This is a genomic window from Acidimicrobiales bacterium (assembly GCA_033344915.1).
GTDB lineage: Bacteria > Actinomycetota > Acidimicrobiia > Acidimicrobiales > Aldehydirespiratoraceae > JAJRXC01.
Map to the genome: position 1 here is coordinate 2760267 of JAWPML010000001.1, position 26316 is coordinate 2786582.

A 26316-nucleotide genomic window follows, 5' to 3' on the forward strand; every position below is an offset into this window, starting at 1 on the left:
GTCCTCGCCGGTGCCATGAAGGGGGCAGGAATGGAAGAGTTCTTCGAGACGTTGGGCGACGAAGCGCGGGCGCGCCTCGAACCGTCCGTCAAGGGTGCGATCACCGCAGCCGCCGCCGTGCTCGCGTGGATCGGCCTGATGGCCATCGCCGTGGACAATGTCGAGCCCGACAGCACCAATGTCATGGGCATCTTCCTCGGCCTCCTGGCGCTCGGGGCCGGGCACGGCATCATCGCCGGACTCGATCCGTCGGTGCGGCCGGCCGGGGTCGCCCTCATCGCTCTCGGCACGGTGCAGGCCCTCGGGTTCATGTTCGACGACCTCGACTCGCCGACCGCCCTGCTGTTCCTGCTCGTCCTCGCCTACGGGGCCCAGTACGCATTCGGGCCCGCTCGCGGGGCCACGACCCTGCTCACGCTGGGACTGCTCTCGGGTTGGGCGTTCATCATCGACGCGGCGGCCGGCGATCCCGACGCCCGCTCGATCCGGGACGGATCGGTCTTCCTCGACGATTCATTCGTCAACGTGCCCGACTCGAGCTTCACCCGGGGTGACGACACCGTCGCCTATCTGAGCCTGCTCATCGGCGCGGGCTTGCTGCTCGCAGTGCGCGTCCTCGACCGGCGGGGATGGCGCGGCATCGCGACGTCGGCCGTCATCGTCGGCGACATCGCGTTCGTGGTCGGCGTGTTCGGCGTGCTCGGGACGTTCGACAACGACACGGCCGGTTCGATGCTGGTGCTGGCCGCCGGTGTCGTGCTCGCCCTCTGCGCCGCGCCGGGAGGCCGCCGCTTCTCCACCTGGCTCGGCGGGATCGGCGTGTTCGCCGGGCTCGTCGCGCTGATCACCACCACGATGGAACCCGACGATGCGGTCCAGTTCGGTCTGGTGTGTGTGCTGATCGGCGGATCCATCGTGGTCGCCGGTGCCTACCTCGACCTCGACTCGCTGCGCACCAACCAGCCGGTGGGCACCACCACGACGGACTGGTCGGCCCCCGATCCGGCCGCGGAGCCGGTGCCCGACCCGGCCCCGGCCGCGCCCGACCCGGCCCCGGCGGCGGAAGGCTGGCACCCGGATCCGTCGGGCCGCCACGAGCTGCGCTACCACGACGGCGCCGCCTGGACGGCGCATGTGTCCGACGGCGGCGCGACCTCCACCGACGAAGGGCTCTAGCCCGAGCTGGGTTCCTCATCGGCGGCGGACGTCCCCGCGGGGACGTCGGCCATCGCTCGTACTCGCAGGCAGTGTTCGGCGATCACCGACACCGCGAACCGGAAGTCGAGCGGATCGCGGTGCCAGATCGACTCGATGGCTGACGCCGGCACCGCCTCGCCCCCGCTGTCATTGCGCACCGCCCGTGCGTCGCCTTCCAGCGGCTCCACGGTGGCCGGCGTGCCCTCGGGATCGCTCCAGACCACCGCCCCTTGCGTGAGCGCGACGGACCACCCGCCCTCGTGGACCGCCGAGTGGTGATGACCGCAGAGCAGGACGAGGTTGGCGAGCTCGGTCGGCCCGCCGTCGACCCAGTGGACGATGTGGTGAGCATGGAGCCACGAACCGGCCCCGCACCCGGGAAAGCGGCACATGCCCCGATCCCGACGGTGCAGGGCGCGGCGTAGCCGCCGATTGATCACCCGCGTTTCGCGGCCTTCGTCGCAACCGTGACCCTCGTGATCCACGACCACCGATGCCCGGATGTCACACGCCCACCGGCGGGCCACCTCCGGCGCGATCCGCTCGCCACCCAGCGTGCACTCGCCCGGGTCACCGTCCGCACCGTCGGCGATCTCGGCCAGCGTGTCGGTGTCGACGATCAGTTGGAGCCGCCCGACGTCGCCCCGCTCCGCCGCCGCGGGCTCGGCCGCGAGGGCCTGCTCGGCTATCTGGAGCAGCGCATCGGCCCGCACCGCCGCCAGTCCACCCCGTTCGGCGATCACGTCCCGTCGCGTTCGATCCGACCCGGCCACGGCACCGTCGATCATCCGCGACGCCACCACCTCGATCGCCGCCGCGATCGTCGCCACCGCATCCGTGGGCGCATCCACCTTGATGTGGCTCATCCCACCGTTTCCCGAGACCCGTACCACCCGGCGGCGTTCGTGAGCCACCCGCGCGTCGCGGGTCTCGTTCTCGTCGATCGCCTTGCGAACGCCCGACACGATCCGGTCGAGCTCGGATCCCGTGCTGTGGCGGGCCTGGATCAGCCAGTCCTCGTCGTCGGCCGCCGTCGCCACCCGGGTGACGGCCCGCACCTTCGAGTAGGACAGCTCACCCGCCGCGAACGAGGCCCGGATCGCCGGCAGCGACTCGAGGGCCCGGGCCACCCGCACCTTCTCGCGAGCAGTGTGGAGCGACTCCCCGCACTTCCACGACATCCACTCGGCACACGACCGGCAGCTCCAGGTCTTCCATCCCTCACGTCGGTCGTATTCCGCGATCCACGCCAACAGCCGGGCCGTGGCCGCCGCCAGATTGCCCGACCAGGACATGATCTCGACCTCGATCCGCTCCAGCGGGATGTCGTCGTTGCCCGCCATGATCGGGCCTGCGTCGCTGCTCATCGGATCCTCCGGATTTTCGTCGTCGTTGCACCCCAAAGTACCGACGGGGTATGACACCCTCCGGAGCGTTCGCCGCCCGAAAACGTCCCCGCGGGGACGTCCCCCATCCTGCGAAGGAGCACCCGATGCCCATCCCCTCCGCCGACCTCGACGAGATCCAACGGTGGATCGAGACCAAGAACGGTGGGTCCGGCGACCGGTGCGACGACATACGGCTCGAGGCGGACGTAGGTGCACGGGCGGTCACGATCCTCGAGTCCCGTCCCCGCGGGGACGACTCCGCCGATTCCGAGCCGGACCGGCGACGGATCGCCCGGCTCCGTTTCACGGCGTCGCGCAACGAATGGAGGCTCTACCGGACAGATCATCGCGGGCGCTTCACGGTCCACAAGGAAGCGGCCCCGACTCCGCTGATCGGCCCCCTCCTCGTCGAGATCGACGACGACCCGACCGGCGTGTTCTGGGACTGACGCGGACGTCCCCGCGGGGACGTCGAAACCTGACCCGACCGGCCACCGGCCCCCGGTAGCCTCCATCCCCATGAGTGCAGCCGAGAACGCAGGCGCGGACGCGCCCTACCCGCATGTCGAGAGTCCGGATCTTCCGGGCATCGAGCGGCGCATTCTCGAGCGGTGGGAGACCGCGAAGACGTTCGAGGAATCGGTCGAGCAACGTCCCGTCACCATCGACGGCGCGAACAACGAATACGTCTTCTACGACGGTCCGCCGTTCGCCAACGGCCTCCCCCACCACGGCCATCTGCTCACCGGCTACGTGAAGGACGTCGTCCCCCGCTACCAGACGATGCAGGGCAAGCGGGTCGAGCGCCGTTTCGGCTGGGACTGCCACGGCCTGCCCGCCGAGATGGAGGCCGAGAAGGAGCTCCCGGTCAGCGGCCGGGCGTCGATCATCGAGTACGGCATCGAGCGGTTCAACGAGTACTGCCGCACCTCGGTGCTGAAGTACACGCAGGACTGGGAGGAGACCGTCACCCGTCAGGCTCGCTGGGTCGACTTCGAGAACGACTACAAGACGATGGACATCGACTACATGGAGTCGGTGATGTGGGCGTTCAAGCAGCTCTGGGACAAGGGCCTCGTCTACCAGGCCAACCGGGTGCTGCCCTACAGCTGGGGCGCGGAGACGCCCCTGTCGAACCACGAGATCCGTCTCGACGACGCGACGCGGCCCCGTCAGGACCCCGCGATCACCGTCGCGTTCACGCTCGACGATCCGCACGGCATCCCGGGCAGCGCCGATGTCGACGGCGGCCATCTCCCCGCGGGCAGCCCGGTCGCGATCCTCGCGTGGACCACCACGCCGTGGACCCTGCCGTCGAACCTCGCCCTCGCGGTCGGCCCGGACCTCGACTATGCCGTCATGGCGGACGCGGACGGCACCCGCTACATCCTCGGCGAGGCGGTGCTCGAGCAGTACGACAAGCAGCTCGAGAACGCGGAGCAGGTCGGCACCGTGAAGGGCTCCGACCTCGTCGGACGCACCTACCAACCCCTGCTCCCCTACTTCGCCGACATGGCGGAGGTCGATCCGGCGAAGCCCCACCACGGCACGAACCGAGCGTTCGTCGTGCTCGCCGGCGACTTCATCGACACGTCCGAGGGCACCGGTGTCGTCCACATGGCGCCCGGCTTCGGCGAGGACGACCAGCGGGTCGGCGAGGAGGCCGGCATCGGGATGGTCGTGCCCGTCGACGATTCGGGCCGCTTCACCGACGATGTCGTGGAGTGGGCCGGGCAGAACGTGCTCGAGGCGAACAGCGACATCATCCGCCACCTGCGCGAGACCGGACAGCTCGTCCGCCACGACAGCTACACGCACAACTACCCCCACTGCTGGCGCACGGACACGCCGATCATCTACAAGGCGATGCCGTCCTGGTACGTGGAGGTCACGGCCATCCGGGACCGGCTGCTGGAGACCAACCAGGAGATCAACTGGGTCCCGTCGCACATCCGCGACGGCCGCTTCGGCATGTGGTTGGAGGGCGCCCGCGACTGGTCGATCAGCCGCAACCGCTTCTGGGGTTCGCCGATCCCCGTCTGGGTCAGCGACGACCCGGCCTACCCCCGCACGGACGTCTACGGCAGTCTCGACGAACTCGAGGCCGACTTCGGTGTGCGACCGGACAACCTGCACCGCCCGTTCATCGACGAGCTCACCCGCCCCAACCCGGACGACCCGACGGGGAAGTCCACCATGCGCCGCGTGCCGGAGGTGCTCGACTGCTGGTTCGAGTCCGGCTCCATGCCGTTCGCCCAGGTGCACTATCCGTTCGAGAACAAGGAGTGGTTCGACGAGCACTTCCCGGCGGACTTCATCGTCGAGTACATCAACCAGTCGCGCGGCTGGTTCTACACGATGCACGTCCTGTCCACGGCGCTGTTCGACCGTCACGGCTTCGACAACGCGATCTGCCACGGCATCCTGCTCGCCGACGACGGGGCCAAGCTCTCCAAGAAGCTGCGCAACTACACGGAGCCGTCCGAGATCTTCGAGAAGCAGGGCGCCGACGCGCTGCGGTGGTACTTCATGTCCACCAACATCGTGCGGGGCGGCGACACGCGGATCTCCGACCAGGCGATCGACGACGTCGTCCGCCAGGTGATCCTGCCGATCTGGAACGCGTATTCCTTCTTCACGCTCTACGCAAACGTCGAAGGCCATCGGGCCACCTTCCGGACCGACTCGACCGAGCTGCTCGATCGCTACATCCTCGCCAAGACCCGCGACCTCGTCGCGGCCACCGAGTCGCGCATGGACGCCTACGACCTGCCGGGCGCGGCGATGGAGACCCAGTCGTTCATCGACGCGCTGAACAACTGGTACATCCGACGCTCGCGCGATCGCTTCTGGGGCAGCGCGGGTGGCGGGGCCGACACCGATGGTCTCGACACGCTCTACACCGTGCTGCTCACCCTCGTGCAGGTCGCCGCGCCGCTGCTGCCGATGATCACCGAGGAGATCTGGCTGGGGTTGACGGGCGGCGACGCCGACCAACCCGACTCGGTGCATCTGTGTGACTGGCCGGACGCCGACGCCTATCCGGCGAACTCGGCCCTGGTCGCGGCGATGGACCGTCTGCGTGACGTCGCGTCGACCGGCCTGCGTCTGCGCGAGGACCAGGGGCTGCGGGTGCGCCTCCCCCTCGCGTCGGTCACGGTCGCGGGCCGAGACGCGGGCACGCTCGAGCCCTTCGCCGACCTCCTCGCCGACGAGCTCAACGTGAAGTCCGTCCACCTCACCGAGGAGATCGGGTCGCTGGCAACATTCGTGCTCCGGCCCGACGGCAAGGCCCTCGGGCCCCGACTCGGCAAGGACGTGCAGACCGTCTTCGGCGCGGCGAAGTCGGGCGACTGGTCGCCCAACGACGACGGCACGGTCACCGCGGCGGGCCATGTGCTCGCCGAGGACGAGTACGAGCTCGCGCTCGAGTCGCCTGACGACGTCGTGGCGGCCGCCCTGCGATCGAACGACGCCGTGGTCACCCTCGACACCGAGGTCACCGAGGCACTCGCCGCGGAGGGCCTCGCCCGCGACATCGTGCGGGAGGTGCAGAACGCCCGCAAGGCCGAGGACCTCGTCGTCACCGACCGCATCGAGGTCTGGTTCGAGGTCGAGTCCGCCGCGGCAGCCGAGGCGATCACCGCCCACGACGCCTACATCGCCGACCAGGTGCTCGCGACATCGCTCACCATCGGCGCCGGCCCCGACGACCTCCGCATCCACGAGGCCACCATCGACGGCGAACCCTTCCGCTTCACCCTCCACCCCACGGTCTGACCCCCGCTTCACCTGCGCCGCCCGACAGACCGTGGCGTCCACGAGCGGGGGCGAAGCCCTGCGAGCTACCGTCGTTCGATGCGGGCACAACGGGGCGGACGCGGGAGACGACTGAGCATCGGGGGGTGGCTGGTGGCGCTCGCCGCCACCGTCCTCGCCGTCGCTCCCGTCGCCGCACAGGACACCGACGTCGACGACGACATCGACACGGCGGACGACGTCATCTGGGTCACCGCGGTCCCGCGCCAGGAGGTGGAACCGGCTCGACTGGGCGCGGTCGACGACAGCTCGCCGCAGATCCTGTCCACGGCGAGCGCCTACTTCGACATCGCCGAGTCGCTCGACGCCATGCCCGGCCCCACGATCGGCGAGGGGACACCCGGGTTCTTCGTCCATCGTCCGGCGAACTACGACTACTACCCGGAGGCCGGCTCGTTCGCCGTTCACCAGATGGAGGTCCAGCTCGCGGCCGATTGGGCCACGAGCGGCCAGAATCTCGAGTTCGCCGTCTTCTACAAGCGCGACGACGTGCCCGGCGTCGAGGTCCCGCCGCCCGACCCCGGTGCCGGGGCGTACCAGGTGGGGACGGTGGTCTGGGACGGCGAATCCTGGGACTCACTCGTCGGCCTGAACAACGAGGGCACGATGGAGCTGTTCCAGAACGCCTACGAGGCATGGATCGTGCCGATCGGCGGGGACCGGATCGTCGTCAGCCACGTCTTCGCCGACTCGACGTTCAACCCGACGTTCACGGCTTCGTGGTCGGACGGCGTCGACCCCTCGACGTTCGGCTTCGCCACCGTCATCGGCGAGGCGCCGGGGATGGAGAACCCGATCACGACGATCACCGACGAGATCCGGGCCGCGCTCCCGACCGACTGGATCCTCGTGCCCGGCGAACCGATCACCGAGCAGCCGACGAACGAGGTCGTCGGTTCGGAGGGCAGCGGTTCGGACGATGGCGACGACGGCGGCTTCAACGTGATCCTCGTCCTCATCCCGATCGTCATCGCCGGCGTGGTGTTCCTGTTCGTCGTCAGGGTCCGGCGGAAGGGCGGTGGCCCACCGGCACCCGTCGCCGCGCCGCCGGAGCCGGCGCATCCCTGTGACTGTGGCCTGACCGTCGAGATCTCCGGGCCCCGGGCGTTTCGCGTCTGTTGCATGAAGCCCGAGTTGACGCTGCGGGAGGCGTTCCAGAACACCCAGGTCCATCTCGACGCCGACGTGCGGGATCGACACGGCTGGGACCTGTTCGACGCCATGTACACCGCCGTCGCCACCCCGTCCTGCACCGGCGAGGGCGAGGTGCTGCTCGACGAAGCGGTGTACCGGTGGCACCTCACGGGTGAGAGCGACACGGGGTTCACGTTGCACGTGCGGGCCGCGGCACCGGCTCGCTGCGCCCATGGCGAGCTCGACAACGTCGTCGCCCACGCGTCCTACGAGGTGATCTACGAGGACGCGCCGTGCATCATCCGGGTGCTGATCCAGCGCGACACGGGACTGTCGGTGAGCCATGTCGACGTCCACATCATGTGTGGCACCTACAGCGAGGTGTTCGGGTTCTTCGCCATCGAGGAGGACCGCGGGATCGAGGCGATCGCCGGCGTTCCCGGCGAGGTCGGTCGTCATCGCTCCAACCGGGTCGGCGTCACCACCGGACAGCAACGCCTCACGACCGGTGTGGACGACGGCATCGGCGCCGCCTACGAGATCAGCCACGCGGAGAAGGCGCTCGAGGTATGGGAGATCGGTCCCGTCGACTGCACCGTGTGCGAGGCGCTGCGCAACGAATGGGAACTGCTCGCCGCCAGCCCCGGCACCTACTGGCTCACCGAGAACAATTGCGCGACCCAGGCATACCAAACCCTCTTCACCGCCGGTGCCATTCCGCGCGGCGACATGCGCACGATCACCCCGACCGCCATGAGCGAACGACTACGCAAGCTCCACCGTGACTCCAGCGCACCCTGGCCGATCGCGGAGCCCTACCACATCGATCCACCCCCGTCGGCCGGGGACTAACTTCGCCGACATGATTCTCCTCACCACTCGGCGGACGTTGATGAGCCTCCTCACGGTCGCGGTGATGGCCGCGGCCTGCGGCGACGGTGGCGACGAGGTCGGCGAGCCGCCGGAGTCGACCACGACCACCCTCGACGGCACGACCACCACGACGGCGGCACCGGACGATGCGACCACGACGACAACGACGACCACCACGACGGTGCCGGCGCCGACGGGGGCGGAGCCCCTGCCCCTCGAGGACATCGTCGACCTCGTGCTCGCCTGGGGCGAGGGCGACGGCGATCCGCTCCAACTCGCGAAGGACATCACCGGCTTCCCGCTCGACATCCCCGTTCCCAACGGAACACCGCACGGGATCGGCGTCGACCTGTTCGGTGGCGACACCGACGCGACCTGGGAGTGGGACTGGACCTACGAGGTCCTCTCGACCGAGCCCATGCCCGACATCGACATCCGCGCCGACGACCCGAGCCCGGGCTACGTCGCCCTGAGCGACTTCTACGACCCGATCATGGCCGACCTGGGCTACCGCCGAACCGGCACCACGGGGAGCGATCCCGGTGACGAGGGCGGTCCCCACTCCGTCAACCACGTGTACCAGAGCGACGCCGAGACACTGATCGTCAACGGTCTGGAGGCGATTCCCGAACCGATCTTCGCCTGGGCCGACGAGGAGCAGGTGTTCGGCGAGGGCGTCCCCGGCTACCAGGTCGACGCGCCGTTCGAGTTCGAGGCGGGCGTGGTGCCCGTGCCGCTCTTCCTCACGCTGATCGAACACTTCCCCGCGCTCGACGACGCGACGCTCGTCGACGCCGACATCACCAGTTGGTCACGCCCCGAGGACAGCTTCGACGCCGATCTCGGTCTGCGCTACTTCGACGCGGAACTCGTGTGGGCGATCGACGACCCGGAGGGTGCGCAGGCGCAGGTCCTCGACGAGCTCGACGGCGCCGTCTTCGTCGCCGGCAGCGAGAGCTTCTTCGATCCCGGGTTCCTCGAGCCCGAGGAGCCGAGGATCAACGGCACCGAGTGGCGCCAGACCATCGTGTTCCTCAACCACTACGTGGGCGCGGTCACGATCGACTCCGAGGAGTCGACCCTCGAGCTGTCGATCCGGTTCGAGCCGGGCCGCGTCGAACTGCAGGCGCCCGAGGAGTAGGGCGATCAGTCGACCCGGCGGCCGTCCTCGACCAGATTGATCTCCCACAGCACCTTGTCGAGCGCGTCGGCCGCGCTGATCGTCGGGTAGCGCAGCGGCGTGTCGGGGGTGACGCACGTGCCGATCGGCTCGAGCATCGTCCACGGCGTGGGGTGGGCGAACTGGACGACCGAGTACCGATCACCCTGCTGCCCCGGCGCCGACACGACCTGATGGATGCCCGGCGGGATCACCCCGTTCGTGAGCCGCTCGAGCATGAGCCCGGTGTTGATGATCGCGCGCCCGTCGGGCGGGGCCGCGTCGACCCAGCTGCCGTCGACCTTCACCTGGAGCCCGGCCGCGGTCGCGCGGGGCAGCGCCGTGATCAGGTTGATGTCGGCGTGTTCGCCCGCCCAGACGTGCTGCTCGCCGGGCGCGTTCTCCATCGCGGGGTAGTGGATCGCCCGGGTGAGGGTCGCGCCATCGACCAGCATGTCGTCGAAGAACCGCTCGTCCACACCGAGCCCCACGGCGATGATCCGCAGCACGCGCGCCTGGAGATCGGCGATCGTCTCGTGGAAGTGGAGCAGGAGGTCGTTGATGCCGGGAAGATCGGCCTCCGGAAGCGTGGGCGGGCCGTAGCGGTGCGGATACTTTGCCCGGAGCGGATGCCCGGCGCCGAGCGGCGCGCCCCAGTTGAGCATCTCCTTCCAGTCGGGCACATCGGCGATCGCTGCGGTCTCGACCAACAGCCCCGTGTAGCCGCTCTGCCCGTTCGAGCCGGGCACGACATAGGCGTCCTTGTTCTCCTGCGGCAGGGTGAAGAACGCCTCGAGCTGTCCGTAGACCTCGTCGATCATGTCGACGCTGAGGTCGTGTTCCACATAGACGAAGCCGGTGCGCAGGGATTCGGTGACGCCGTCGACGACGGCGGCCCGCTGCGTGGCATCGCCGTTCTCGAACGCCAGCAGGTCGACATCGAGGATCGCGGGTTCTCCCATTCGCCCACGCTACCCCGTCGCCGCTGCCGTGGATCGGGCCACTCCGAGTGCGATGATCGAAGGCGGTGAAACGGGCTCTGGGCGTCTCGGGCGTCGTCGTGGCGTGGGCATTCGTGGTCGCCGCCTGCGCCGACTCGACCACCGGGGCCGATCCCGTTCCGTCCGACCCGACGACCACGTCCGTCCCGATCCCGACGAGTTCGACGACGACCACGACCACCCTCGCCGAGCCGGCCGGTTGTGCCGCGTCGGTCCCCGATGACGCCGCCCACATCTCGGCCAACCGCACGCCGCTCGATGTCGACCGGGACGGCGTCGCGGACGAAATCCTCGTGAGCGAGACCGACGACGGACACCGCATCCACGTCCGCCTCGCCGACGGGTCGTTGTGGGTCGACGTGCCCGGCACCGACTGGCCCCGGCTCCTCGACCGTCCGGGCGGTGGCGCCGCGGCCCGTGATCTCGACGGCGACGGCCTCCTCGAGTTCTTTCTCCCGCCGACCTCGACGAACGGCGCCGAACTGGTCCGGCTCGGCGAGTGCGGCGGCACGGTCCACGAGATCGGCCCGCACGAGGGCGAGTGGTGCCTGCGTGACGGCGAACTCCGCTGCGATCGCCGTATCGCCTGCGTCGGCCCGGATCTCATCAGCGACATGACATCGGGCGGGGATGTGGAAGGGCTGGACGCCGACGAGTGGCGCTGGGGCCGCACCCTGATCCGGCTCGACGGCGACGAACTCGTCGTCGCCCCGATCACCTCCGTCGAGTACGAGTTGGCGAACCCGCCGCCCGGCGTGCCGACGGCAGCCGACGCGGGAACCGTCGACTGTTCACCGGACGAGGACGCCGAGGTCCCCGCGATCGACGCCGGCCCCGAATGCACTGCGACCGGCGATCGGCCGGCCGATGCGACACTCGTCGCGGAGGTGGATCTCGACGGCGACGGCACGCTCGACCGCATCGTCAGTTGGGAGGCGGGCAGCGGTGCCCCGGAGGGATGGCTCCACATCGAGCTCGCCGGCGGGGCCACCGAGTCGATCGCCATCCCCTACAACTGGGGCGGCGGGCCGGAGCTCATGGCGGCCGCCGATGTCGACGGCGACGGCGTGCTCGAGGTGTTCCTGACCGCACCGTCCAACACCGCCCGCAACGCGTTCGCCGTCCAGCTGACCGGCTGCACGGTCGACGTCATCGACTACGCGGACGAACCGGCCTCGGACCCCTGGTCGCAGGGCCTCCTGCTCCACGGCATCGGGGGCGGCAGTTGTGCGCCGACCGGCTGCGTCGCCCGGGTGACGTGCACCACCACGGGTGTCGTCGTCGAGCAGACCGGCCCCAACGACAACCGCAACGAGCAGTTCGATCCCGACGACCCCGAGATGTACTGGTGGCGGACGGTGTACGCGCTCCGCGACGGCGCCTGGCACATCGTCGACGAGACGACGACGATCTACCGGCACGCCGACCCGCCGGCGGACTCCCCGCAGGTCCTGGGCGAGGGCCTGCACTGCTGATACTTGGTGACAGTCCCATCGTTACCAAGTACGCTGCAACCATGGCGTCCGTCGAGCAGTTCCTCATCTCCACGTCCGGTCAGATGTCGCTTCCGGCTCCGGCACGGCGCCGCTGGGGACTCTCACAGGGCGGGCCCGTCGACGTTCTCGACCTCGGCTTCGGCGTCCTCACCGTCCCCGCGGGGACGGGCCGCGCACTCCTGGATGACCTGCTGAGCGCCGAGGACCATCGCGCCTTCGTCGCGTCGCTCGACGATCCCGAGCTCACCACCACGTGAGCCACGTCGTCCTCGACGATCATCTGCTCCGCGACCTCCTCGCCGACTCGCCGTCACCCGGGCTGCAGCGCATCCTGCGTATGCGATCGCCGGCAACGACGAACCTCTACTACGTGCGCCTCTGCCGCAGCGCCGTGGCCGCCACCGGCGGCGCCCTCACCGGCTCCTGGTCCGCGGACCGCCGCCGGGCGCTCGCCGACGCGCTGACCACGCTTCCGGACGACGTCCGCATCGTGTCGATGCGGACGCTCGCGTTCGACATGGCGACGCTCGCGGCGGACCACGGTCTGTCCAGGCTCGGCGCCGAAGCGATCGCTGCGTGCCGCATGCTCGATGCACCGCTGTACGTGGACGAGTTCGACGACGGTCCGCGGATCCGCGCTGCCGCCGCGGCCAGCCGCATCCGCTACCGCGTCCTCGCCCGCTGAACCGCCTGCGGGTGCGCGAACGGGGTGCGGCTGGCAAGCTGGACGCATGGCCATCACCGATCGTCCCGAAGGAACCGACCTCGACCTGACCACCGTCGACGTCGCCGCTGTCGTCGAGGGCGTGCGCGCCGTGTACGACTCCGGGCGCACCAAGCCGATGGCGTGGCGGCTCGAACAGCTGGACGGACTCGTCCGCATGCTGAGGATGGAGGGCTCCCGCTTCGAGGAGGCGCTGGCGCTGGACCTCGGCAAGCCGGCCATCGAAGGCTTCGCGGCCGATGTCGGCTCGACGGCCAGTGAGATCGCCGGGATGCGCAAGAACGCCCCGAAGTACGCCAAGCCCCGCAGGGCCCGGCTGCCGATGGCCTCCCAGCCGGGCAAGGGCTACATCGTCCCTGAGCCGCTCGGCGTCGCGCTGATCGTCGCCCCCTGGAACTATCCGGTGCAGCTGCTGCTGCTCCCGATGGCCGCGGCCATCGCGGCGGGTAACGCCGTGATCGCCAAGCCATCGGAGGTCGCCGGCGCCACGAGCAACCTGCTCGCCGAGCTGATCCCGCGCTACTGCGACCCCGAGGCCATCGCCGTGATCGAGGGCGACGTGGCCGTGGCCACCGATCTGCTCGAGCAGCGCTTCGACCACATCTTCTACACGGGCTCCACCGACGTCGGCCGCATCGTCTACCAGGCCGCCGCCCGTCACCTCACGCCGGTCACGCTGGAGCTCGGCGGCAAGAGCCCGGTGCTCGTCGACGACTCCGCCAACATCGAGGTCACCGGCCGACGCCTGGCCTGGGGCAAATGGCTCAACGCCGGGCAGACCTGTGTCGCTCCGGACTATGTCCTCGTCACGGAGAAGAACCGTGATGCCCTCGTCGACAGCATGAGGACCGCGTTCGACGAGTTCAGCGGGGGCAAGGGCACCAAGGACAACAAGGACTTCGGTTCGATCGTCACGGATCGCCACGCGAGCCGGCTCGAGGGACTCCTCGCCGACCATGGCGGCACCGTCGCCTTCGGGGGCGAGGTGGACGTCGACGCCAAGTACGTCGAACCGACGGTCATCGTCGACCCGGCGAAGGACTCCAGGATCATGCAGGAGGAGATCTTCGGACCCCTTCTGCCGGTCATCACCGTCGAGTCGATGGCCGAAGCCGTCGAGATCGTGAACGGGCGGGAGAAGCCGCTGGCGCTCTACGTCTTCGCCGAGGACGGCGAGAAGGCCGAGGAGCTCATCGGCTCCACCACGTCCGGTGGCGCCTGCGTCAACCATGTCGTGCTCCACATCACCCCGCCGGACCTGCCCTTCGGCGGCGTCGGCGAGTCCGGCACCGGCCGCTACCACGGTCGTTCGGGCTTCGACACGTTCTCCAACCTGAAGTCGGTGATGAAGAAGCCGACCAAGATGGACCCGAAGATGCTCTACCCGCCGTACACGGCGAAGAAGGAAAAGCTGATCCGGCGGTTCATCTGAGCGCCGACCAGCTCCGTCGACACGAGTCGTCGACGTATTCGCAGAACGGCGAGGACGGGATCCTGGCCGCCCTGTTCGCCGCGATCGGCACCACGAACCGGCGATTCGTGGAGTTCGGCGTCGGCGAACTCGGTGAGGAGTGCAACACCCGGCTCCTGCTGGAGCAGGGTTGGACGGGCCTGCGCATGGACGGCGTGGCGCAGCCCGCCCCGAACGACATCCGGCAGGAGTTCATCACCGCGGAGAACATCAACGAGCTGTTCGCCCGCTACGACGTGCCGGACGACTTCGATCTGCTGTCGATCGACATCGACTCCAACGAGTACTGGGTGTTGCGGGCGCTCGACGGGCGCTACCGGCCCCGGGTCCTCACGATGGAGTACAACGCGTCGCTCGGGCCGGTCGCCCGGAAGACGATCGCATATGACCCGACCCACATCTGGGACGTGTCCTCGTACTTCGGGGCGTCGCTCGCCGCCCTCCACGATCTGGCCTCCCGACGGGGCTACGAGCTGGTCGGCTGCGACTCGATGGGCGTCAACGCGTTCTGGGTGCGAGCCGGTGAGTCCCATGGTCTGCGGGCGCTGACGCCGGCCGAGGCGTGGGTCGAACCCGGCTACGGCATCACCGTCTGGGGACGTCGGATCGGGTTCAGCCCGAGCGCCCGGCCCTTCGTGCGGGTGTGACGGCGTTCGGTTTTTCGCCCGTCCGCCTCGACTCGGTCGGGGCGGGTCGGTAGCGTTTCCGCCCGTGACTCCCGGGGGCGGAATCCGACGATGACCTCACACGACGTTGTCGTCGTCGGCGCCGGCCTTGCCGGGCTCGCCGCGTCGATCCGGCTCCGCGACAAGGGGCACGAACCGCTGGTGCTCGAGCGCTCCGACGGCCCCGGCGGTCGGGTCCGCACCGACATGGTCGACGGCTTCCGGCTCGACCGTGGTTTCCAGCTGCTCCTCACCGCCTATCCGGCGGCGCAGGACCTGCTCGACTACGACGCCCTGGATCTCGAACCGTTCGACGCCGGTGCGCTGGTGCGGATCGACGATGCGTTCCACCGCGTCGCCGACCCGTTCCGCTCGCCGGGTGACGCCTTCGGGACCCTGCGGGCCCCCATCGGAACCCTGAAGGACAAGCGAGCGATCCTGCGGTTCCGCAAGCGGGTGCAGGCCGGCGAGGTCGACGACCTTTTCACCCAGAAGGAGACCACGGCGCTCGACCGACTTCGCGAGGTGGGCTTCTCCGATCGGATGATCGACCGGTTCCTCCGCCCCCTCTTCAGCGGCATCGCCCTCGACGACGCGCTCGGGTTCTCGAGCCGCTCGCTCGAGTTCGTGTTCCGGATGCTGTCCGACGGGGATGCCGCCGTTCCCCGAGCCGGCATGGGCGCCATCTCCGACCAGCTCGCGAGCCGGCTCCCCGCCGGGTCGATCCGCTACGACACCACGGTCACGGGCGTCGGCGATCGCCATGTCGAGATCGGTGACCGTCGGCTCGAGGCCGATGCCGTCGTGGTCGCCACCGACGCCGCCGACGCCGCCCGCCTCACCGACGGCGAGGTCGACGATCCCGGCGCCAACGCCCTCACCACCTGGTGGTTCGCCGCGCCGGAGCCGCCGCTGCGGCGCCCCCTCATCGTGCTCGACGGCAACGGCGACAGCGCCGTCAACAACCTCGCCGTTCTCTCGCAGGTCTCACCCGACTACGCGCCGGACGACCGCGCCCTGGTGGCCGTGTCCTCGCCGCGACTCGGCGTGGACGAATCCGCTGTCCGCACGACCCTCACCGACTGGTACGGCGGGGGCGTCGAGGGGTGGGAGACCCTCCGGGTCGACGCGATCGAGCGGGCCCAGCCGAAGCAGCTCGTCGGCGAGGACCCCGACCAGCGGGTCCGCCTGAACTCGGGCCTCTTCGTGGCCGGCGACCATCGCCAGCACGCCTCGATCAACGGAGCCCTCGTCTCCGGCTGCCGAGCCGCCGACGCCGTCGCCGCCAAGCTATGCCGCGCCGACTGACCCATACCTTCTGGGGTCAGACCCCCATACTTTCTCGCGTTTGTGATTCGCATGCGGCGCGCGCGAACGGCCGAGTTTCGCTCGGACACTGGCGTCCACGGGTCCCGGAAAGTTCCTCTTGACGAGCGTGTAGTTACGCGGCTGTAATTACGAGTCCGCAACTCTTGTCCGAGAGAGTGGCGGCGAGGCGTCGATCCGACCGGGAGTCACGCCTTCGATTCGCACTCCCGGCGCGGGGAAGGGGCCTGGAAATGGCGATCACGGAGGACCGGCTGACCGCCGTCGACAACACGGAGACGGCAGCAGCGACCACGACGAGCATGCGGGTGAAGAAGCGCAGCGGTGCGCTCGAACCCGTCGACGTGAACAAGATCGTCAATGCGGTCGCCCGGGCGAGCGAGGGTCTGCTCGGGGTCGATCCGATGGTGGTGTCGACCCGCACCATCGCCGCGCTGGCCGACGGCGCCACCACCCAGGAGCTCGACGAGCTGTCGATCCGCACCGCGGCGGGGCTCATCGTCGAGGAGCCCCACTACTCGAAGCTCGCGGCCCGCCTGCTGTCGATCTACATCGACAAGGAGGTGCGCAACCAGAACGCCCCGTGGTTCTCGGAGTCGGTGTCGCTCGGCCACAAGCTCGGCCTGATCGGCGACGACGTCCTCGCCTTCGTGGAGGAGCACGCCCCCGAGCTCAACGCCGCCATCAACAGCCAGCGGGACAAGAACTTCGAGTTCTTCGGTCTGCGCACCGTCTACGACCGCTACCTGCTGCGCCACCCGGAGACCCGCGACGTCATCGAGACCCCGCAGTACTTCTTCCTGCGCGTCGCCTGCGGCCTGTCGACCAACCCGACCGAGGCGATCAAGTTCTACGACCTCATGTCGTCGCTCGCCTACCTGCCCTCCTCCCCCACCCTGTTCAACTCGGGCACGACCCACCCGCAGATGTCGAGCTGCTACCTCCTCGACTCGCCGGAGGACAGCCTCGAGGGCATCTACAAGCGCTACACCGACATCGCCCGCCTCTCGAAGTTCGCCGGCGGCATCGGCGTCGCGTGGCACCGCATCCGTTCGAAGAACAGCCTGATCGTCGGCACCAACGGGCTCTCCAACGGCATCGTGCCGTGGCTGAAGACCCTCGACGCGTCCGTCGCCGCGGTGAACCAGGGCGGTCGCCGCAAGGGCGCCGCCTGCGTCTATCTCGAAGCGTGGCACGCCGACATCGACCAGTTCCTCGAGCTGCGCGACAACACCGGCGACCACGCCCGACGCACCCACAACATCAACCTGGCCAACTGGATCCCCGACATGTTCATGGAGCGGGTCGAGAAGGACTGGCAGTGGAGCCTCTTCGATCCGAAGAAGGTGCCGGAGCTGATCGACACGTTCGGCGACGAGTTCCGCTCGATCTACGAACAGGCCGAGGCCGACGGCAAGTACGAAAAGCAGGTCCCGGCCCGCCAGCTCTACCAGCGCATGATGAAGACGCTGGCCGAGACGGGCAACGGTTGGATGACCTTCAAGGACTCCTCCAACGAGAAGTGCAACCAGACCGGTCCGGGCACGGCGGGCGCCGGCAGCGCGAACGCCCGTGACCGGGTCGTGCACCTCTCCAACCTCTGCACCGAGATCCTCGAGGTCACGAGCCAGGCCGAGACCGCGGTGTGCAACCTCGGCTCGGTCAACCTCGGCGAGTTCGTCGTCGAGTCCGAGGGCGTCATCGCGATGGACTACACCCGTCTCGGCGAGGTCGTGCGCCAGGTCGTGCCGTTCCTCGACCGGGTGATCGACATCAACTACTACCCCACCGACGAGTCCGGTGCGTCCAACGCCCGTTGGCGCCCGGTCGGCCTCGGCCTCATGGGCCTGCAGGACGTCTTCTTCAAGATGGGCGTGGCCTTCGACAGTCCGGTCGCACGCGACGTGAGCCGACGGATCTCCGAGGAGATCTACTTCAACGCCCTGTGGGCGTCGACCGAGCTCGCGGAGGCCAGCGGCCCCCACGAGGCGTTCGCCGAGACCCGGGCCGCGGCCGGCGACCTCCAGTTCGACCTGTGGGGCGTGGAGCCGTCCGACCCGGAGCGCTGGGCTCCCCTGCGCGACCGCATCGAGCAGCACGGCCTGCGCAACTCGCTGATGATCGCGATCGCGCCGACGGCGACGATCGCCTCCATCGCCGGCTGCTACGAGTGCATCGAGCCCCAGGTGTCCAACCTGTTCAAGCGCGAGACGCTGTCCGGCGAGTTCATGCAGATCAACCGACACCTGGTCAAGGAGCTCCAGCGCCGCGGCCTGTGGGATGCCGAGATGATCGGCGAGGTCAAGAAGGCCGAGGGCTCGATCCAGGACATCGAGCGCATCCCGGACGACCTCAAGGCGATCTACCGCACCGCCTGGGAGATCCCGATGAAGTCCCTGATCGAGATGGCGGCCGACCGCGGCGCCTTCATCGACCAGAGCCAGTCGCTGAACCTCTTCATGGAGGCCCCGACCATCGGCAAGCTCTCGTCGATGTACATGTACGCCTGGAAGGCCGGTCTGAAGACCACCTACTACCTGCGCAGCCGTCCGGCGACCCGCATCAACAAGACGACCACCTCCGGCACGCCGGGCACCACGCCCGACGGTCCCGGCGGTGGCGGCGAACCCACGAAGACCTTCACCGACGAAGAGGCGGTTGCCTGCTCGTTGGAGAACCCCGAGTCGTGTGAGGCGTGCGACTGATGGCGCTCGCAGACGACCTCAACCTTGCTCTGGGTTCGGCCGGCGCTGCGCCGGTCGCGCCGGAGTCCCCCGGTGACCGTCACGGTCACTTCGCCACCCCGGCGAACGCTCAGTCCAACATCCTGGATCCCGGGTTCAACCTGACGCTCCGGCCGATGCGCTACCCCCAGTTCTTCGAGATGTACAAGGACGCGATCAAGAACACCTGGACGGTCGAGGAGATCGACTTCTCCGACGATCTGACGGATCTCGACCGCAAGCTGATGCCGGCGGAGAAGCACATGATCAGCCGTCTCGTGGCGTTCTTCGCCACCGGCGACTCGATCGTGGCCAACAACCTCGTCCTCAACCTCTACGAGCACATCAACTCGCCCGAGGCCCGGATGTACCTGAGCCGCCAGCTCTACGAAGAGGCGCTCCACGTCCAGTTCTACCTGAACCTGCTCGACAACTACATCCCCGATGCCGACGAGCGGGCCGAGGCGTTCGCGGCCATCGAGAACATCCCGGCGATCCGGGCGAAGGCCGAGTTCTGCTTCAAGTGGATGGGCGACGTCCCCGACGGGCAACTGCAGACGCCCGAGGATCGCAAGCGTTTCCTGATGAACCTCATCTGCTTCGCGACCTGCATCGAGGGGCTGTTCTTCTTCGCCGCCTTCGCCTACGTCTACTTCCTGCGTTCGAAGGGTCTGCTCAACGGGCTCGCGGCCGGCACCAACTGGGTGTTCCGCGACGAGTCGATGCACATGAACTTCGCCCTCGAGGTGATCAACACCGTGCGGGCCGAGGAGCCCGAACTGTTCGACGCCGATCTCGGCGAACGGATCACGGCGATGGTCGAGGAAGCCGTCGATGCCGAGTTCCAGTTCGCCGAGGACCTCCTCGGCGAGGGCGTGCCCGGCATGTCCACCGCCGACACCCGGATGTATCTGGAGTTCGTCGCCGACCAGCGGCTCGCTCAGCTCGGCCTGCCGAAGCGGTTCGGCTCGTCCAACCCGTTCAGCTTCATGGAGCTGCAGGACGTGCAGGAGCTCTCGAACTTCTTCGAGCGCACCGTGTCCGCCTACCAGGTCGGCGTCGAAGGCGACGTCGCCTTCGACGAGGACTTCTAGTCCCACCGTCTCGGCGGCTTCGGCCACCGGTCACCACCACCCCCGGCTCGCGAGGACGGGGCAACCCCCCACGACGGCCGTCCGTCTCGCTCCGAGGAGCGAGCGGGCGGCCGTCCCGCGTTCACCAGTCCAACAGGTCCGCGTGGATGCCCTGCGCCCGGATTGCCTCGAGCACCCGCTCGGCGTGCTCGGCATCGAGGGTGTCGATGCGCAGTTCGAGCACCGTGCTGCGGGCCCCGGTCGACCCGAGGCCGTCGTGGTCGACCTCGACGACGTTGGCCGCCTCCCGGGCGATCAGGTCGGCCACGAGGGCCAGGCGCCCGGGCACGTCGTCGAGTTCGACCCGGAGGCGATTGAGCCGGCCCGCGACGGCAAGGCCGCGCAATGTGACGACGGACAGGGTGCGCGGGTCGATGTTGCCGCCGGACAACACGAGCCCGACCCGCTTGCCCGCAAAGCGCTCCGGGTAGGTCATGAGCGCCGCGAGGCAAGCCGCGCCGGCCCCCTCGACCACCGTCTTCTCGATCTCGAGCAGCATCGCGATCGCCTGTTCGATCGCCGCCTCGGGAACCACGAGAACGTCGACCCCGTGCTCGGCCAGGATCGCGGCGGTGAGCCCGCCCGGCTCGGTGACGGCGATGCCGTCGGCCACCGTGGACCCGGCCCGTGCGGTCGACGCCCGCCCGGCCAGCCGATCGGCCATCGAGGGATAGCGCTCGGTCTGCACGCCGACGATCTCGACCGGGCGGTCATGGCCCGACGCGGCGACGGCGAGTCCGGCCGCGAGTCCGCCGCCGCCGACCGACGTGACGATCATGTCGAGCGCCGGCTCCTGTTCGAGCATTTCCAACCCGACGGTCCCCTGCCCGGCGATCACGGCCGGGTCGTCGAACGGGTGGATGAACTCGAGTCCCCGCTCCTCGGCCAGCTCACGGGCGCGCCCGGCGGCCTCCATGACGTCGGCCCCGGCGAGCACGACCTCGGCGCCCAGATCCCGCGTCCGGGCGACCTTCACGAACGGCGTGTTCTCGGGCATGACGATCGTCGTCGGCAGTCCGAGCAGGGCACCATGGTGGGCGACCCCCTGCGCATGGTTCCCGGCGGACATCGCCACGACGCCTCGACCCGGCGCGACCGTCAACAGCCGGTGACGGGCACCGCGCCCCTTGAACGACCCCGTGTACTGGAGGTTCTCGAACTTGAGATGCACCGTCGCCCCGGTGATCTCGCTGAGTGTGCGGGAGTGGGTCAGCGGTGTGCGTTCGAGCGCGCCATCGATCGCGGCCGCGGCCGCACGAATGGCATCGAGATTGACGGCGTCGGCCGCGGGCGGGGACATCCGGAAAGGGTAGGCCGTTCCGTCAACGACCGAAGCCTCACGCCATCGACGCGAGTTGCTCCGGCTTCAGCAGGATCCAGACGGTCTCGGCCAGCGCGAGTATGTCGCCGGTTTCGTCCCAGATCACCGACCCCGCCATCCGGCGCCGCCCCTCGCTCGCCACCCGCCAGCCCCCGACCACCAGCGACTCGCCTGTGGCGGCCCGACGTAGGACACGGGCGGTCATGGTGCCGAGCACCATCCCCGGCGAACCCGGGTCCGCGTCGACCAGGAAGGCCATGCCCGACGGGCAGTCCAGCGCGGCCCAGAGCACGGCCACGTCGACGAGGCCATCCTCATCGCCGACCGACTCATGGGGCGACCAGGGCCAGGCGACGAGTGCGTCGCGGCCGGCGTCTCCGGGAAAGAGGCGAAGTCCGTCTCGATCATCTCGAGCCGGTCCGCACGCGAAACAGGTCGGGAAGATGTGCGCGTTCGTGTACTCGTCGAGATCGAAGTCCGTGCGGAGGGCGGCCGCCTCGCTCGGCGACACCGCGCTCGGTGCGGCGACTGTCGGGACCCCGGCCGTTGCGGAGACGACGATGCCGTCGGGCCCGACGAGCGCAACCTCGTCAGCGCTTCGCTCGACCTCCAGCGCCGTGTTCAACGGTGGGGGCAGGTGGAGGCGCACGGTCGCGGCAGGCTGGCCGAGCGACTTCGCCGCCAGCCCACAGGCGTATCCGCCGTTGGCGGAGCGCGGTGGCCCGTGAAACCGACTCTCGATGACAACCGTTTCCGCCATGCGCTGCTCCTCGGGCATTGAACCTACGTGACCGCGGCGCGGTCCGCGGGATAGCCGGCGGCCAGGTCGCCCTCGATCACCCGGGCCAGCCGCTCGATCGCCGTGTGGGCGTCGAGGTGCGATGTCGTCAACGGCGACAGTCCGAGCCGGATGTTGTCCGGGGCGCGGAAGTCCGGGATGACGCGGCCGACGTCGATGAGGGCCTGGCAGATCTGCCAGGCCTGCTCGTGGGCGAGCGCCGCGTGCGCGCCGCGCCGGGCCGGGTCGCGCGGCGACACCCATTCCACGCCGAGCGGGGCGAGCCGGCGGTCGGCGAGCGCCTCCACCCGGGCGACCAACGCCCGTCCCTTGGCCGCGATCGCGTCGATCCCCGCGTCACCCACCGCGCCGACGCCCGCCTCGGCCCCGATCAACGACAGGATCGGCGCGGTGCCGGTCTGGAAGCGCGCGATCCCCGGCGCCGGGTCGTGGGCGAGTCCGAACTCGAACGGCTCCGCATCGCCCCACCATCCCGCGATCGGGTTGCGGAGCTCGTCCTGGAGATCGCGGCGCACGTAGAGGAACGCCGGCGAGCCCGGGCCACCGTTGAGGAACTTGTAGGTGCATCCAACCGCGAGGTCCGCGTCGGCCGCGGCGAGATCCAGCTCGACGGCGCCGACACTGTGACTGAGATCCCAGAGGACGAGGGCGCCCACCTCGTGGGCGGCCGCGGTGATCGCCGCGAGGTCGTAGGTGTACCCCGACTTGAAGACCGTGGCCGACAGCGACAGCAGCGCGACGTCCTCGTCGAGCGCGTCGACGATCGCCGCGACCGGACCGTGGACGCCGTCCGACGGCACCACCTGGAGCAGGGCGCCGGCGGCATTCGCCACCGATCGGAGGACGTGGACATCCGACGGGAAGTTCAGATCGTCCGTGACGACCCGGGACCGTCCGACCTGTCGGGTCATGGCTGCGGTCGCGAGCTTGTGCAGGTTCACCGTGGTGGAGTCCGCCACGATCACCTCATCCGCCGCGGCGCCGATGAGCGGGGCAATGCGGCCACCCACGTCGGCGGCCAGCGACCACCAACGCTCGTTCCACGAACGAATCAGTCGGCTCCCCCATTCATGACGCACGGCGGTCGCGACGGCGTCGACCGCCGTGTGCGGCAGCCGCCCGAGCGAGTTGCCGTCCAGATAGATCATCGAGGGATCGTCGTCGACGAAGCGATCCCGGTAGGACCGCAGCGGATCGACAGCATCGGCCGCGACGGCCTCGTCGTAGCCCGCGCTGGAAGGGAACGGACCCAGGTCGAACGCCGCCGTCATGGCGACACCGCCGCGTCCAGCAGCTCGAGGAGGCGAGCGAGGTGGGCTCGTGCCGTGCCTTCGACGCCGATGGAAACGCGCACCATCCAGCGATCGTCGAGCACGGACGGACTGAGGAACGCCTCACCCGAGGTGTTGATCGCACGGACCCAGGCGAGCGTGTGGGTGTCGAGCGCGTCACCGTCGAGTGCCTCACCTTCGAGCGCCTCACCAGGGCAGTGGCGGATGCACACGGTCTGGAGGCGGACGGGAGCCACGACCTCCCATCCCGGCCGGGCCGCGATCTGGGCCGCGAACCATGTCGCGTTGTCCAGGTCCCGGCGCAGGCGCTCCCGGATCGCCTCGATGCCGTCGATGCGCAACTGGTACCAGAGCTTGAGCGAGCGGAACCGGCGGCCCAGCGGGATCCCCCAGTCGCGGTACTGGGTGGCCTCGCCGCCGGCGGTGGCGCGCAGATAGCTCGGGTTCGTCGACATCACCCGGATCAGGTGGTCCGGATCACGCACGTACATGAGCGAACAGTCGAGGATCGTCCCGAACCACTTGTGGGGGTTCCACGCAATGGAGTCGGCCCCTTCGATCCCGGCGAACAGGTGCCGCTGCTCGGGGAGAACCATCGCGGCTCCCGCCATCGCCGCGTCGGCGTGTACCCACACCCCGTGGGCCGCGGCGATCCCCACGATCTCGTCGATCGGGTCGAACGCCGTCGTTCCCGTCGAACCGAGCGAGGCCACGACCGCCATCGGCGTGCGGCCGGCGTCGACGTCGGCCTCGATGAGGGCGCGGAGGTGCTGCGGCACCATGTCCCTCGTCTGGGGGTCGATGTCGACGAGACGGATGTGATCCGCCCCGACACCGGCGAGTAGCGCGGCCTTGCGGACCGAGGAGTGCGCCTCGGTCGTGGTGTAGACGCACAGCGGGGCCGACTCGCCGACGAGCCCGGACGACGCCTGGCCGTGGTCCGTCGCCCGCTCCCGGGCGGCCAGCATCGCCACGAGGCAGGTCGTGGAGGCGGTGTCCTGGATGACACCCTTCCACTCGGGCGGCAGTCCGGTCAGTTGGCGCAGCCAGTCGACGACGACCTCCTCCACCTCGGTCAGCGCGGGCGACGACTCCCAGGAGATGCCGAGCGACGACAGACCCGACGACGCGATGTCACCCAGAATCGACGAGAGGGAGGCGTTCGCCGGAAACCAGCCGAAGTGCATCGGGTGCTGCACCTCCAGCACCCCGGGCGCGACGATGGCATCGAGATCGGCCAACACCGCGGCGGCCGAGTCGACCTCGGTCGGCGGTTGGGCGGGAAGGGCGGCGATCAGGTCGCCGGGTTCGACATCGGGCCGGACACGGCGCTGCTCGACCGAGGCGCGCCGGTCGGCGATCCAGTCGATCAGTTCGTGGCCGGCAGCGCGGAACTCCTCGGGCGTCACGCCGTGACGCTACCCCTCGCCGCGTTCGACGGCCCCGCCGTAGCCGTCCGTGCCCGAGGCGCCCGCGGCCGAGCCGAGCCGGTCGAGCGGCGTCGTGTTCGTGGACGGCGTGGGGGTGAACTCGACGGGCATCTCCTTGACGCCCCCGATGAAGTTCGAGCGCAGGTAGGCCAGCTCACCGGCGAGACGGATGTCCGGCAGCCGCTCGGCGATCCCCTTGAACATCAGGGCGATCTCCATCTTCGCGAGGTTCGACCCCAGGCAGAAGTGGGGACCACCGCCGCCGAACCCGACGTGGTCGTTCGGGCTCCGGGTGATGTCGAACGTCCACGGGTCGTCGAAGGCGCGGGGGTCGCGGTTGGCTGCGATGTGCCACATCACGACCTTGTCACCCGCCTTCATCTTCACCCCGTCGATCTCGTAGTCCTGCATGCACTGGCGGCGGAAGTTGAGCACCGGGGTCGCCCAGCGGACGACCTCGTCGACCATCGTGTCCTCGTACTTCGCGGGGTCGCTCTTGTAGAGCTCCCACTGGTCGGGGAACTCGAAGAAGCCGTGCATCCCGCGGGTGATCGAGTTCCGGGTGGTCTCGTTGCCGGCCACGCAGAGCAGCAGGAAGAACATGTCGAACTCTGTCTCGTCGAGTTGCTCGCCGTCGATGTCGGCCGACAGGAGCGTCGTGATGATGTCGTCGGCCGGCGCGTCCCGCCTCTCCTTCTGCAGGGCGTTGGAGTAGGCGAACAGCTGCGAGAACGCCGTCATCACGTCCTCCTCGCTCTGGGCGAAGTCGGGGTCGTCGGCCCCGATCATCGAGTTGGTCCAGTCGAAGATCTTCGAGCGGTCGTCGAGCGGGATGCCGACCATCTCGGCGATCGCCTGGAGCGGCAGTTCGGCGGAGAGCTCCGTGACGAACTCGGCCGTGCCCCGCTCGCACACGCGATCGATGATCATCTGGGTGCGGTTGTGGAGGTAGTCCTCCAGCAGGTTGATCATGCGGGGCGTGAATCCCCGACTCACGATCCGGCGGTAGCGAGTGTGCTTCGGCGGGTCCATGGAGAGCATCAGGGAGTCGTTCTGGAAGTCGTCCAGACCGTCGGCCCGCTGGCGCTCCTGCATCTGGGTGCCGCCCTCGTTGGACGAGAAGATCTCGGCCTGACGGTTGACCTCCTTGAGGTGGGCCTGGCGGGTGATCGCCCAGAACCCCGGGCCCATGTCACCCTCGTCGACCCAGTGGATGCCCGGATCGGTCTCACGCAGCTGTTCGAGCATCGCGTGGTGTTCCTGGCGCTGGAACGCATCCATGTCCCAGAGATCGACATCTTCAAACGTGGTCATTCGGACCTGCTCCTCACCCCGAACCGGGGAAACCTTCCGTGGAAGACAAAC

At 69.2% G+C, this 26316-nt stretch carries 20 protein-coding genes; 13 read left to right on the forward strand and 7 right to left on the reverse strand.

Going from position 1 to position 26316, the window contains the following annotated elements; translation table 11 throughout:
* Positions 1–30 precede the first annotated feature (30 nt).
* Positions 31–1176, forward strand: coding sequence for a DUF2510 domain-containing protein (locus R8F63_13300; protein MDW3219582.1), 1146 nt, complete (start codon positions 31–33; stop codon positions 1174–1176).
* On the opposite strand, the gene R8F63_13305 is transcribed toward R8F63_13300, so the two are convergent.
* Positions 1173–2564, reverse strand: a complete 1392-nt coding sequence (locus tag R8F63_13305) for a DUF222 domain-containing protein (GenBank protein ID MDW3219583.1) — start codon at positions 2562–2564, stop codon at positions 1173–1175. The two genes, R8F63_13300 and R8F63_13305, sit on opposite strands and share 4 nt — an antisense overlap.
* Positions 2565–2689: 125 nt before the next feature.
* On the opposite strand from R8F63_13305, the gene R8F63_13310 reads away from it, so the two are divergent.
* The 4 genes from R8F63_13310 to R8F63_13325 all read left to right on the forward strand — a co-directional run bounded on the left by R8F63_13310 (position 2690) and on the right by R8F63_13325 (position 9552).
* Positions 2690–3034 carry a DUF3024 domain-containing protein gene (locus R8F63_13310; protein ID MDW3219584.1) on the forward strand — a complete coding sequence of 115 codons (345 nt, stop codon included), beginning with the start codon at positions 2690–2692 and terminating at the stop codon, positions 3032–3034.
* 70 nt (positions 3035–3104) lie between these two features.
* Entirely contained in the window at positions 3105–6365 is a 3261-nt protein-coding gene (gene ileS, locus R8F63_13315) for an isoleucine--tRNA ligase (protein MDW3219585.1), read from the forward strand.
* Positions 6366–6443: 78 nt separating this feature from the next.
* Positions 6444–8390: a hypothetical protein gene (locus R8F63_13320; GenBank protein ID MDW3219586.1), complete on the forward strand. Its 1947-nt coding sequence runs from the start codon at positions 6444–6446 to the stop codon at positions 8388–8390.
* A 10-nt stretch (positions 8391–8400) separates the two neighbouring features.
* Positions 8401–9552: a hypothetical protein gene (locus tag R8F63_13325; GenBank protein ID MDW3219587.1), complete on the forward strand. Its 1152-nt coding sequence runs from the start codon at positions 8401–8403 to the stop codon at positions 9550–9552.
* A gap of 5 nt (positions 9553–9557) precedes the next feature.
* On the opposite strand, the gene R8F63_13330 is transcribed toward R8F63_13325, so the two are convergent.
* On the reverse strand, positions 9558–10532 hold the full coding sequence (locus R8F63_13330; GenBank protein MDW3219588.1) for a 2-oxoglutarate and iron-dependent oxygenase domain-containing protein: 975 nt from the start codon (positions 10530–10532) through the stop codon (positions 9558–9560).
* 65 nt (positions 10533–10597) lie between these two features.
* Between R8F63_13330 and R8F63_13335 the strand changes: the two genes are divergently transcribed.
* The 8 genes from R8F63_13335 (at position 10598) to R8F63_13370 (ending at position 20070) form a co-directional block, all read left to right on the forward strand.
* Positions 10598–12046: a VCBS repeat-containing protein gene (locus tag R8F63_13335; protein ID MDW3219589.1), complete on the forward strand. Its 1449-nt coding sequence runs from the start codon at positions 10598–10600 to the stop codon at positions 12044–12046.
* A gap of 41 nt (positions 12047–12087) precedes the next feature.
* Complete coding sequence (locus tag R8F63_13340; protein MDW3219590.1) at positions 12088–12324, forward strand: AbrB/MazE/SpoVT family DNA-binding domain-containing protein; 237 nt, start codon at positions 12088–12090, stop codon at positions 12322–12324.
* Positions 12321–12752, forward strand: a complete 432-nt coding sequence (locus tag R8F63_13345; GenBank protein MDW3219591.1) for a hypothetical protein — start codon at positions 12321–12323, stop codon at positions 12750–12752. The genes R8F63_13340 and R8F63_13345 overlap by 4 nt, the downstream gene beginning before the upstream one ends.
* A gap of 46 nt (positions 12753–12798) precedes the next feature.
* The gene (locus R8F63_13350) at positions 12799–14223 is read left to right on the forward strand and encodes an aldehyde dehydrogenase family protein (protein MDW3219592.1); all 1425 of its coding nucleotides are present in this window, start codon (positions 12799–12801) and stop codon (positions 14221–14223) included.
* A gap of 107 nt (positions 14224–14330) precedes the next feature.
* Positions 14331–14909 (forward strand): hypothetical protein, encoded by a 579-nt coding sequence (locus tag R8F63_13355; GenBank protein ID MDW3219593.1) that lies wholly within the window; start codon positions 14331–14333, stop codon positions 14907–14909.
* A 90-nt stretch (positions 14910–14999) separates the two neighbouring features.
* Complete coding sequence (locus tag R8F63_13360) at positions 15000–16235, forward strand: FAD-dependent oxidoreductase (GenBank protein ID MDW3219594.1); 1236 nt, start codon at positions 15000–15002, stop codon at positions 16233–16235.
* A gap of 251 nt (positions 16236–16486) precedes the next feature.
* Positions 16487–18958 carry a ribonucleoside-diphosphate reductase subunit alpha gene (locus R8F63_13365; GenBank protein ID MDW3219595.1) on the forward strand — a complete coding sequence of 824 codons (2472 nt, stop codon included), beginning with the start codon at positions 16487–16489 and terminating at the stop codon, positions 18956–18958.
* The gene (locus R8F63_13370) at positions 18958–20070 is read left to right on the forward strand and encodes a ribonucleotide-diphosphate reductase subunit beta (GenBank protein ID MDW3219596.1); all 1113 of its coding nucleotides are present in this window, start codon (positions 18958–18960) and stop codon (positions 20068–20070) included. Before R8F63_13365 ends, R8F63_13370 begins: the two co-directional genes overlap by 1 nt.
* Before the next feature lie 121 nt (positions 20071–20191).
* Here the strand turns inward: R8F63_13370 and R8F63_13375 are convergent, their stop codons facing one another.
* The 5 genes from R8F63_13375 to R8F63_13395 are packed head-to-tail and all read right to left on the reverse strand — an operon-like array spanning position 20192 to position 26265.
* A complete protein-coding gene (locus tag R8F63_13375) occupies positions 20192–21409 on the reverse strand; it encodes a threonine ammonia-lyase (protein ID MDW3219597.1) in 1218 nt (405 codons plus the stop codon).
* A gap of 37 nt (positions 21410–21446) precedes the next feature.
* A complete protein-coding gene (locus R8F63_13380) occupies positions 21447–22190 on the reverse strand; it encodes a hypothetical protein (GenBank protein ID MDW3219598.1) in 744 nt (247 codons plus the stop codon).
* A gap of 23 nt (positions 22191–22213) precedes the next feature.
* Entirely contained in the window at positions 22214–23500 is a 1287-nt protein-coding gene (locus tag R8F63_13385) for an aminotransferase class V-fold PLP-dependent enzyme (GenBank protein MDW3219599.1), read from the reverse strand.
* Entirely contained in the window at positions 23497–24930 is a 1434-nt protein-coding gene (locus R8F63_13390) for a pyridoxal-dependent decarboxylase (GenBank protein MDW3219600.1), read from the reverse strand. Before R8F63_13390 ends, R8F63_13385 begins: the two co-directional genes overlap by 4 nt.
* A gap of 9 nt (positions 24931–24939) precedes the next feature.
* The gene (locus tag R8F63_13395) at positions 24940–26265 is read right to left on the reverse strand and encodes a cytochrome P450 (GenBank protein MDW3219601.1); all 1326 of its coding nucleotides are present in this window, start codon (positions 26263–26265) and stop codon (positions 24940–24942) included.
* Between the last annotated feature and the right edge of the window lie 51 nt (positions 26266–26316).

Excerpts from the sequence above, each read along its gene's own strand:
- R8F63_13300 (MDW3219582.1), top strand. The coding sequence starts at position 31 with ATGGAAGAGTTCTTCGAGACGTTGGGCGACGAAGCGCGGGCGCGCCTC.
- R8F63_13305 (MDW3219583.1), bottom strand. The coding sequence starts at position 2,564 with ATGAGCAGCGACGCAGGCCCGATCATGGCGGGCAACGACGACATCCCG.
- R8F63_13310 (MDW3219584.1), top strand. The coding sequence starts at position 2,690 with ATGCCCATCCCCTCCGCCGACCTCGACGAGATCCAACGGTGGATCGAG.
- ileS (MDW3219585.1), top strand. The coding sequence starts at position 3,105 with ATGAGTGCAGCCGAGAACGCAGGCGCGGACGCGCCCTACCCGCATGTC.
- R8F63_13320 (MDW3219586.1), top strand. The coding sequence starts at position 6,444 with ATGCGGGCACAACGGGGCGGACGCGGGAGACGACTGAGCATCGGGGGG.
- R8F63_13325 (MDW3219587.1), top strand. The coding sequence starts at position 8,401 with ATGATTCTCCTCACCACTCGGCGGACGTTGATGAGCCTCCTCACGGTC.
- R8F63_13330 (MDW3219588.1), bottom strand. The coding sequence starts at position 10,532 with ATGGGAGAACCCGCGATCCTCGATGTCGACCTGCTGGCGTTCGAGAAC.
- R8F63_13340 (MDW3219590.1), top strand. The coding sequence starts at position 12,088 with ATGGCGTCCGTCGAGCAGTTCCTCATCTCCACGTCCGGTCAGATGTCG.
- R8F63_13350 (MDW3219592.1), top strand. The coding sequence starts at position 12,799 with ATGGCCATCACCGATCGTCCCGAAGGAACCGACCTCGACCTGACCACC.
- R8F63_13360 (MDW3219594.1), top strand. The coding sequence starts at position 15,000 with ATGACCTCACACGACGTTGTCGTCGTCGGCGCCGGCCTTGCCGGGCTC.
- R8F63_13365 (MDW3219595.1), top strand. The coding sequence starts at position 16,487 with ATGGCGATCACGGAGGACCGGCTGACCGCCGTCGACAACACGGAGACG.
- R8F63_13370 (MDW3219596.1), top strand. The coding sequence starts at position 18,958 with ATGGCGCTCGCAGACGACCTCAACCTTGCTCTGGGTTCGGCCGGCGCT.
- R8F63_13375 (MDW3219597.1), bottom strand. The coding sequence starts at position 21,409 with ATGTCCCCGCCCGCGGCCGACGCCGTCAATCTCGATGCCATTCGTGCG.
- R8F63_13380 (MDW3219598.1), bottom strand. The coding sequence starts at position 22,190 with ATGGCGGAAACGGTTGTCATCGAGAGTCGGTTTCACGGGCCACCGCGC.
- R8F63_13385 (MDW3219599.1), bottom strand. The coding sequence starts at position 23,500 with ATGACGGCGGCGTTCGACCTGGGTCCGTTCCCTTCCAGCGCGGGCTAC.
- R8F63_13395 (MDW3219601.1), bottom strand. The coding sequence starts at position 26,265 with ATGACCACGTTTGAAGATGTCGATCTCTGGGACATGGATGCGTTCCAG.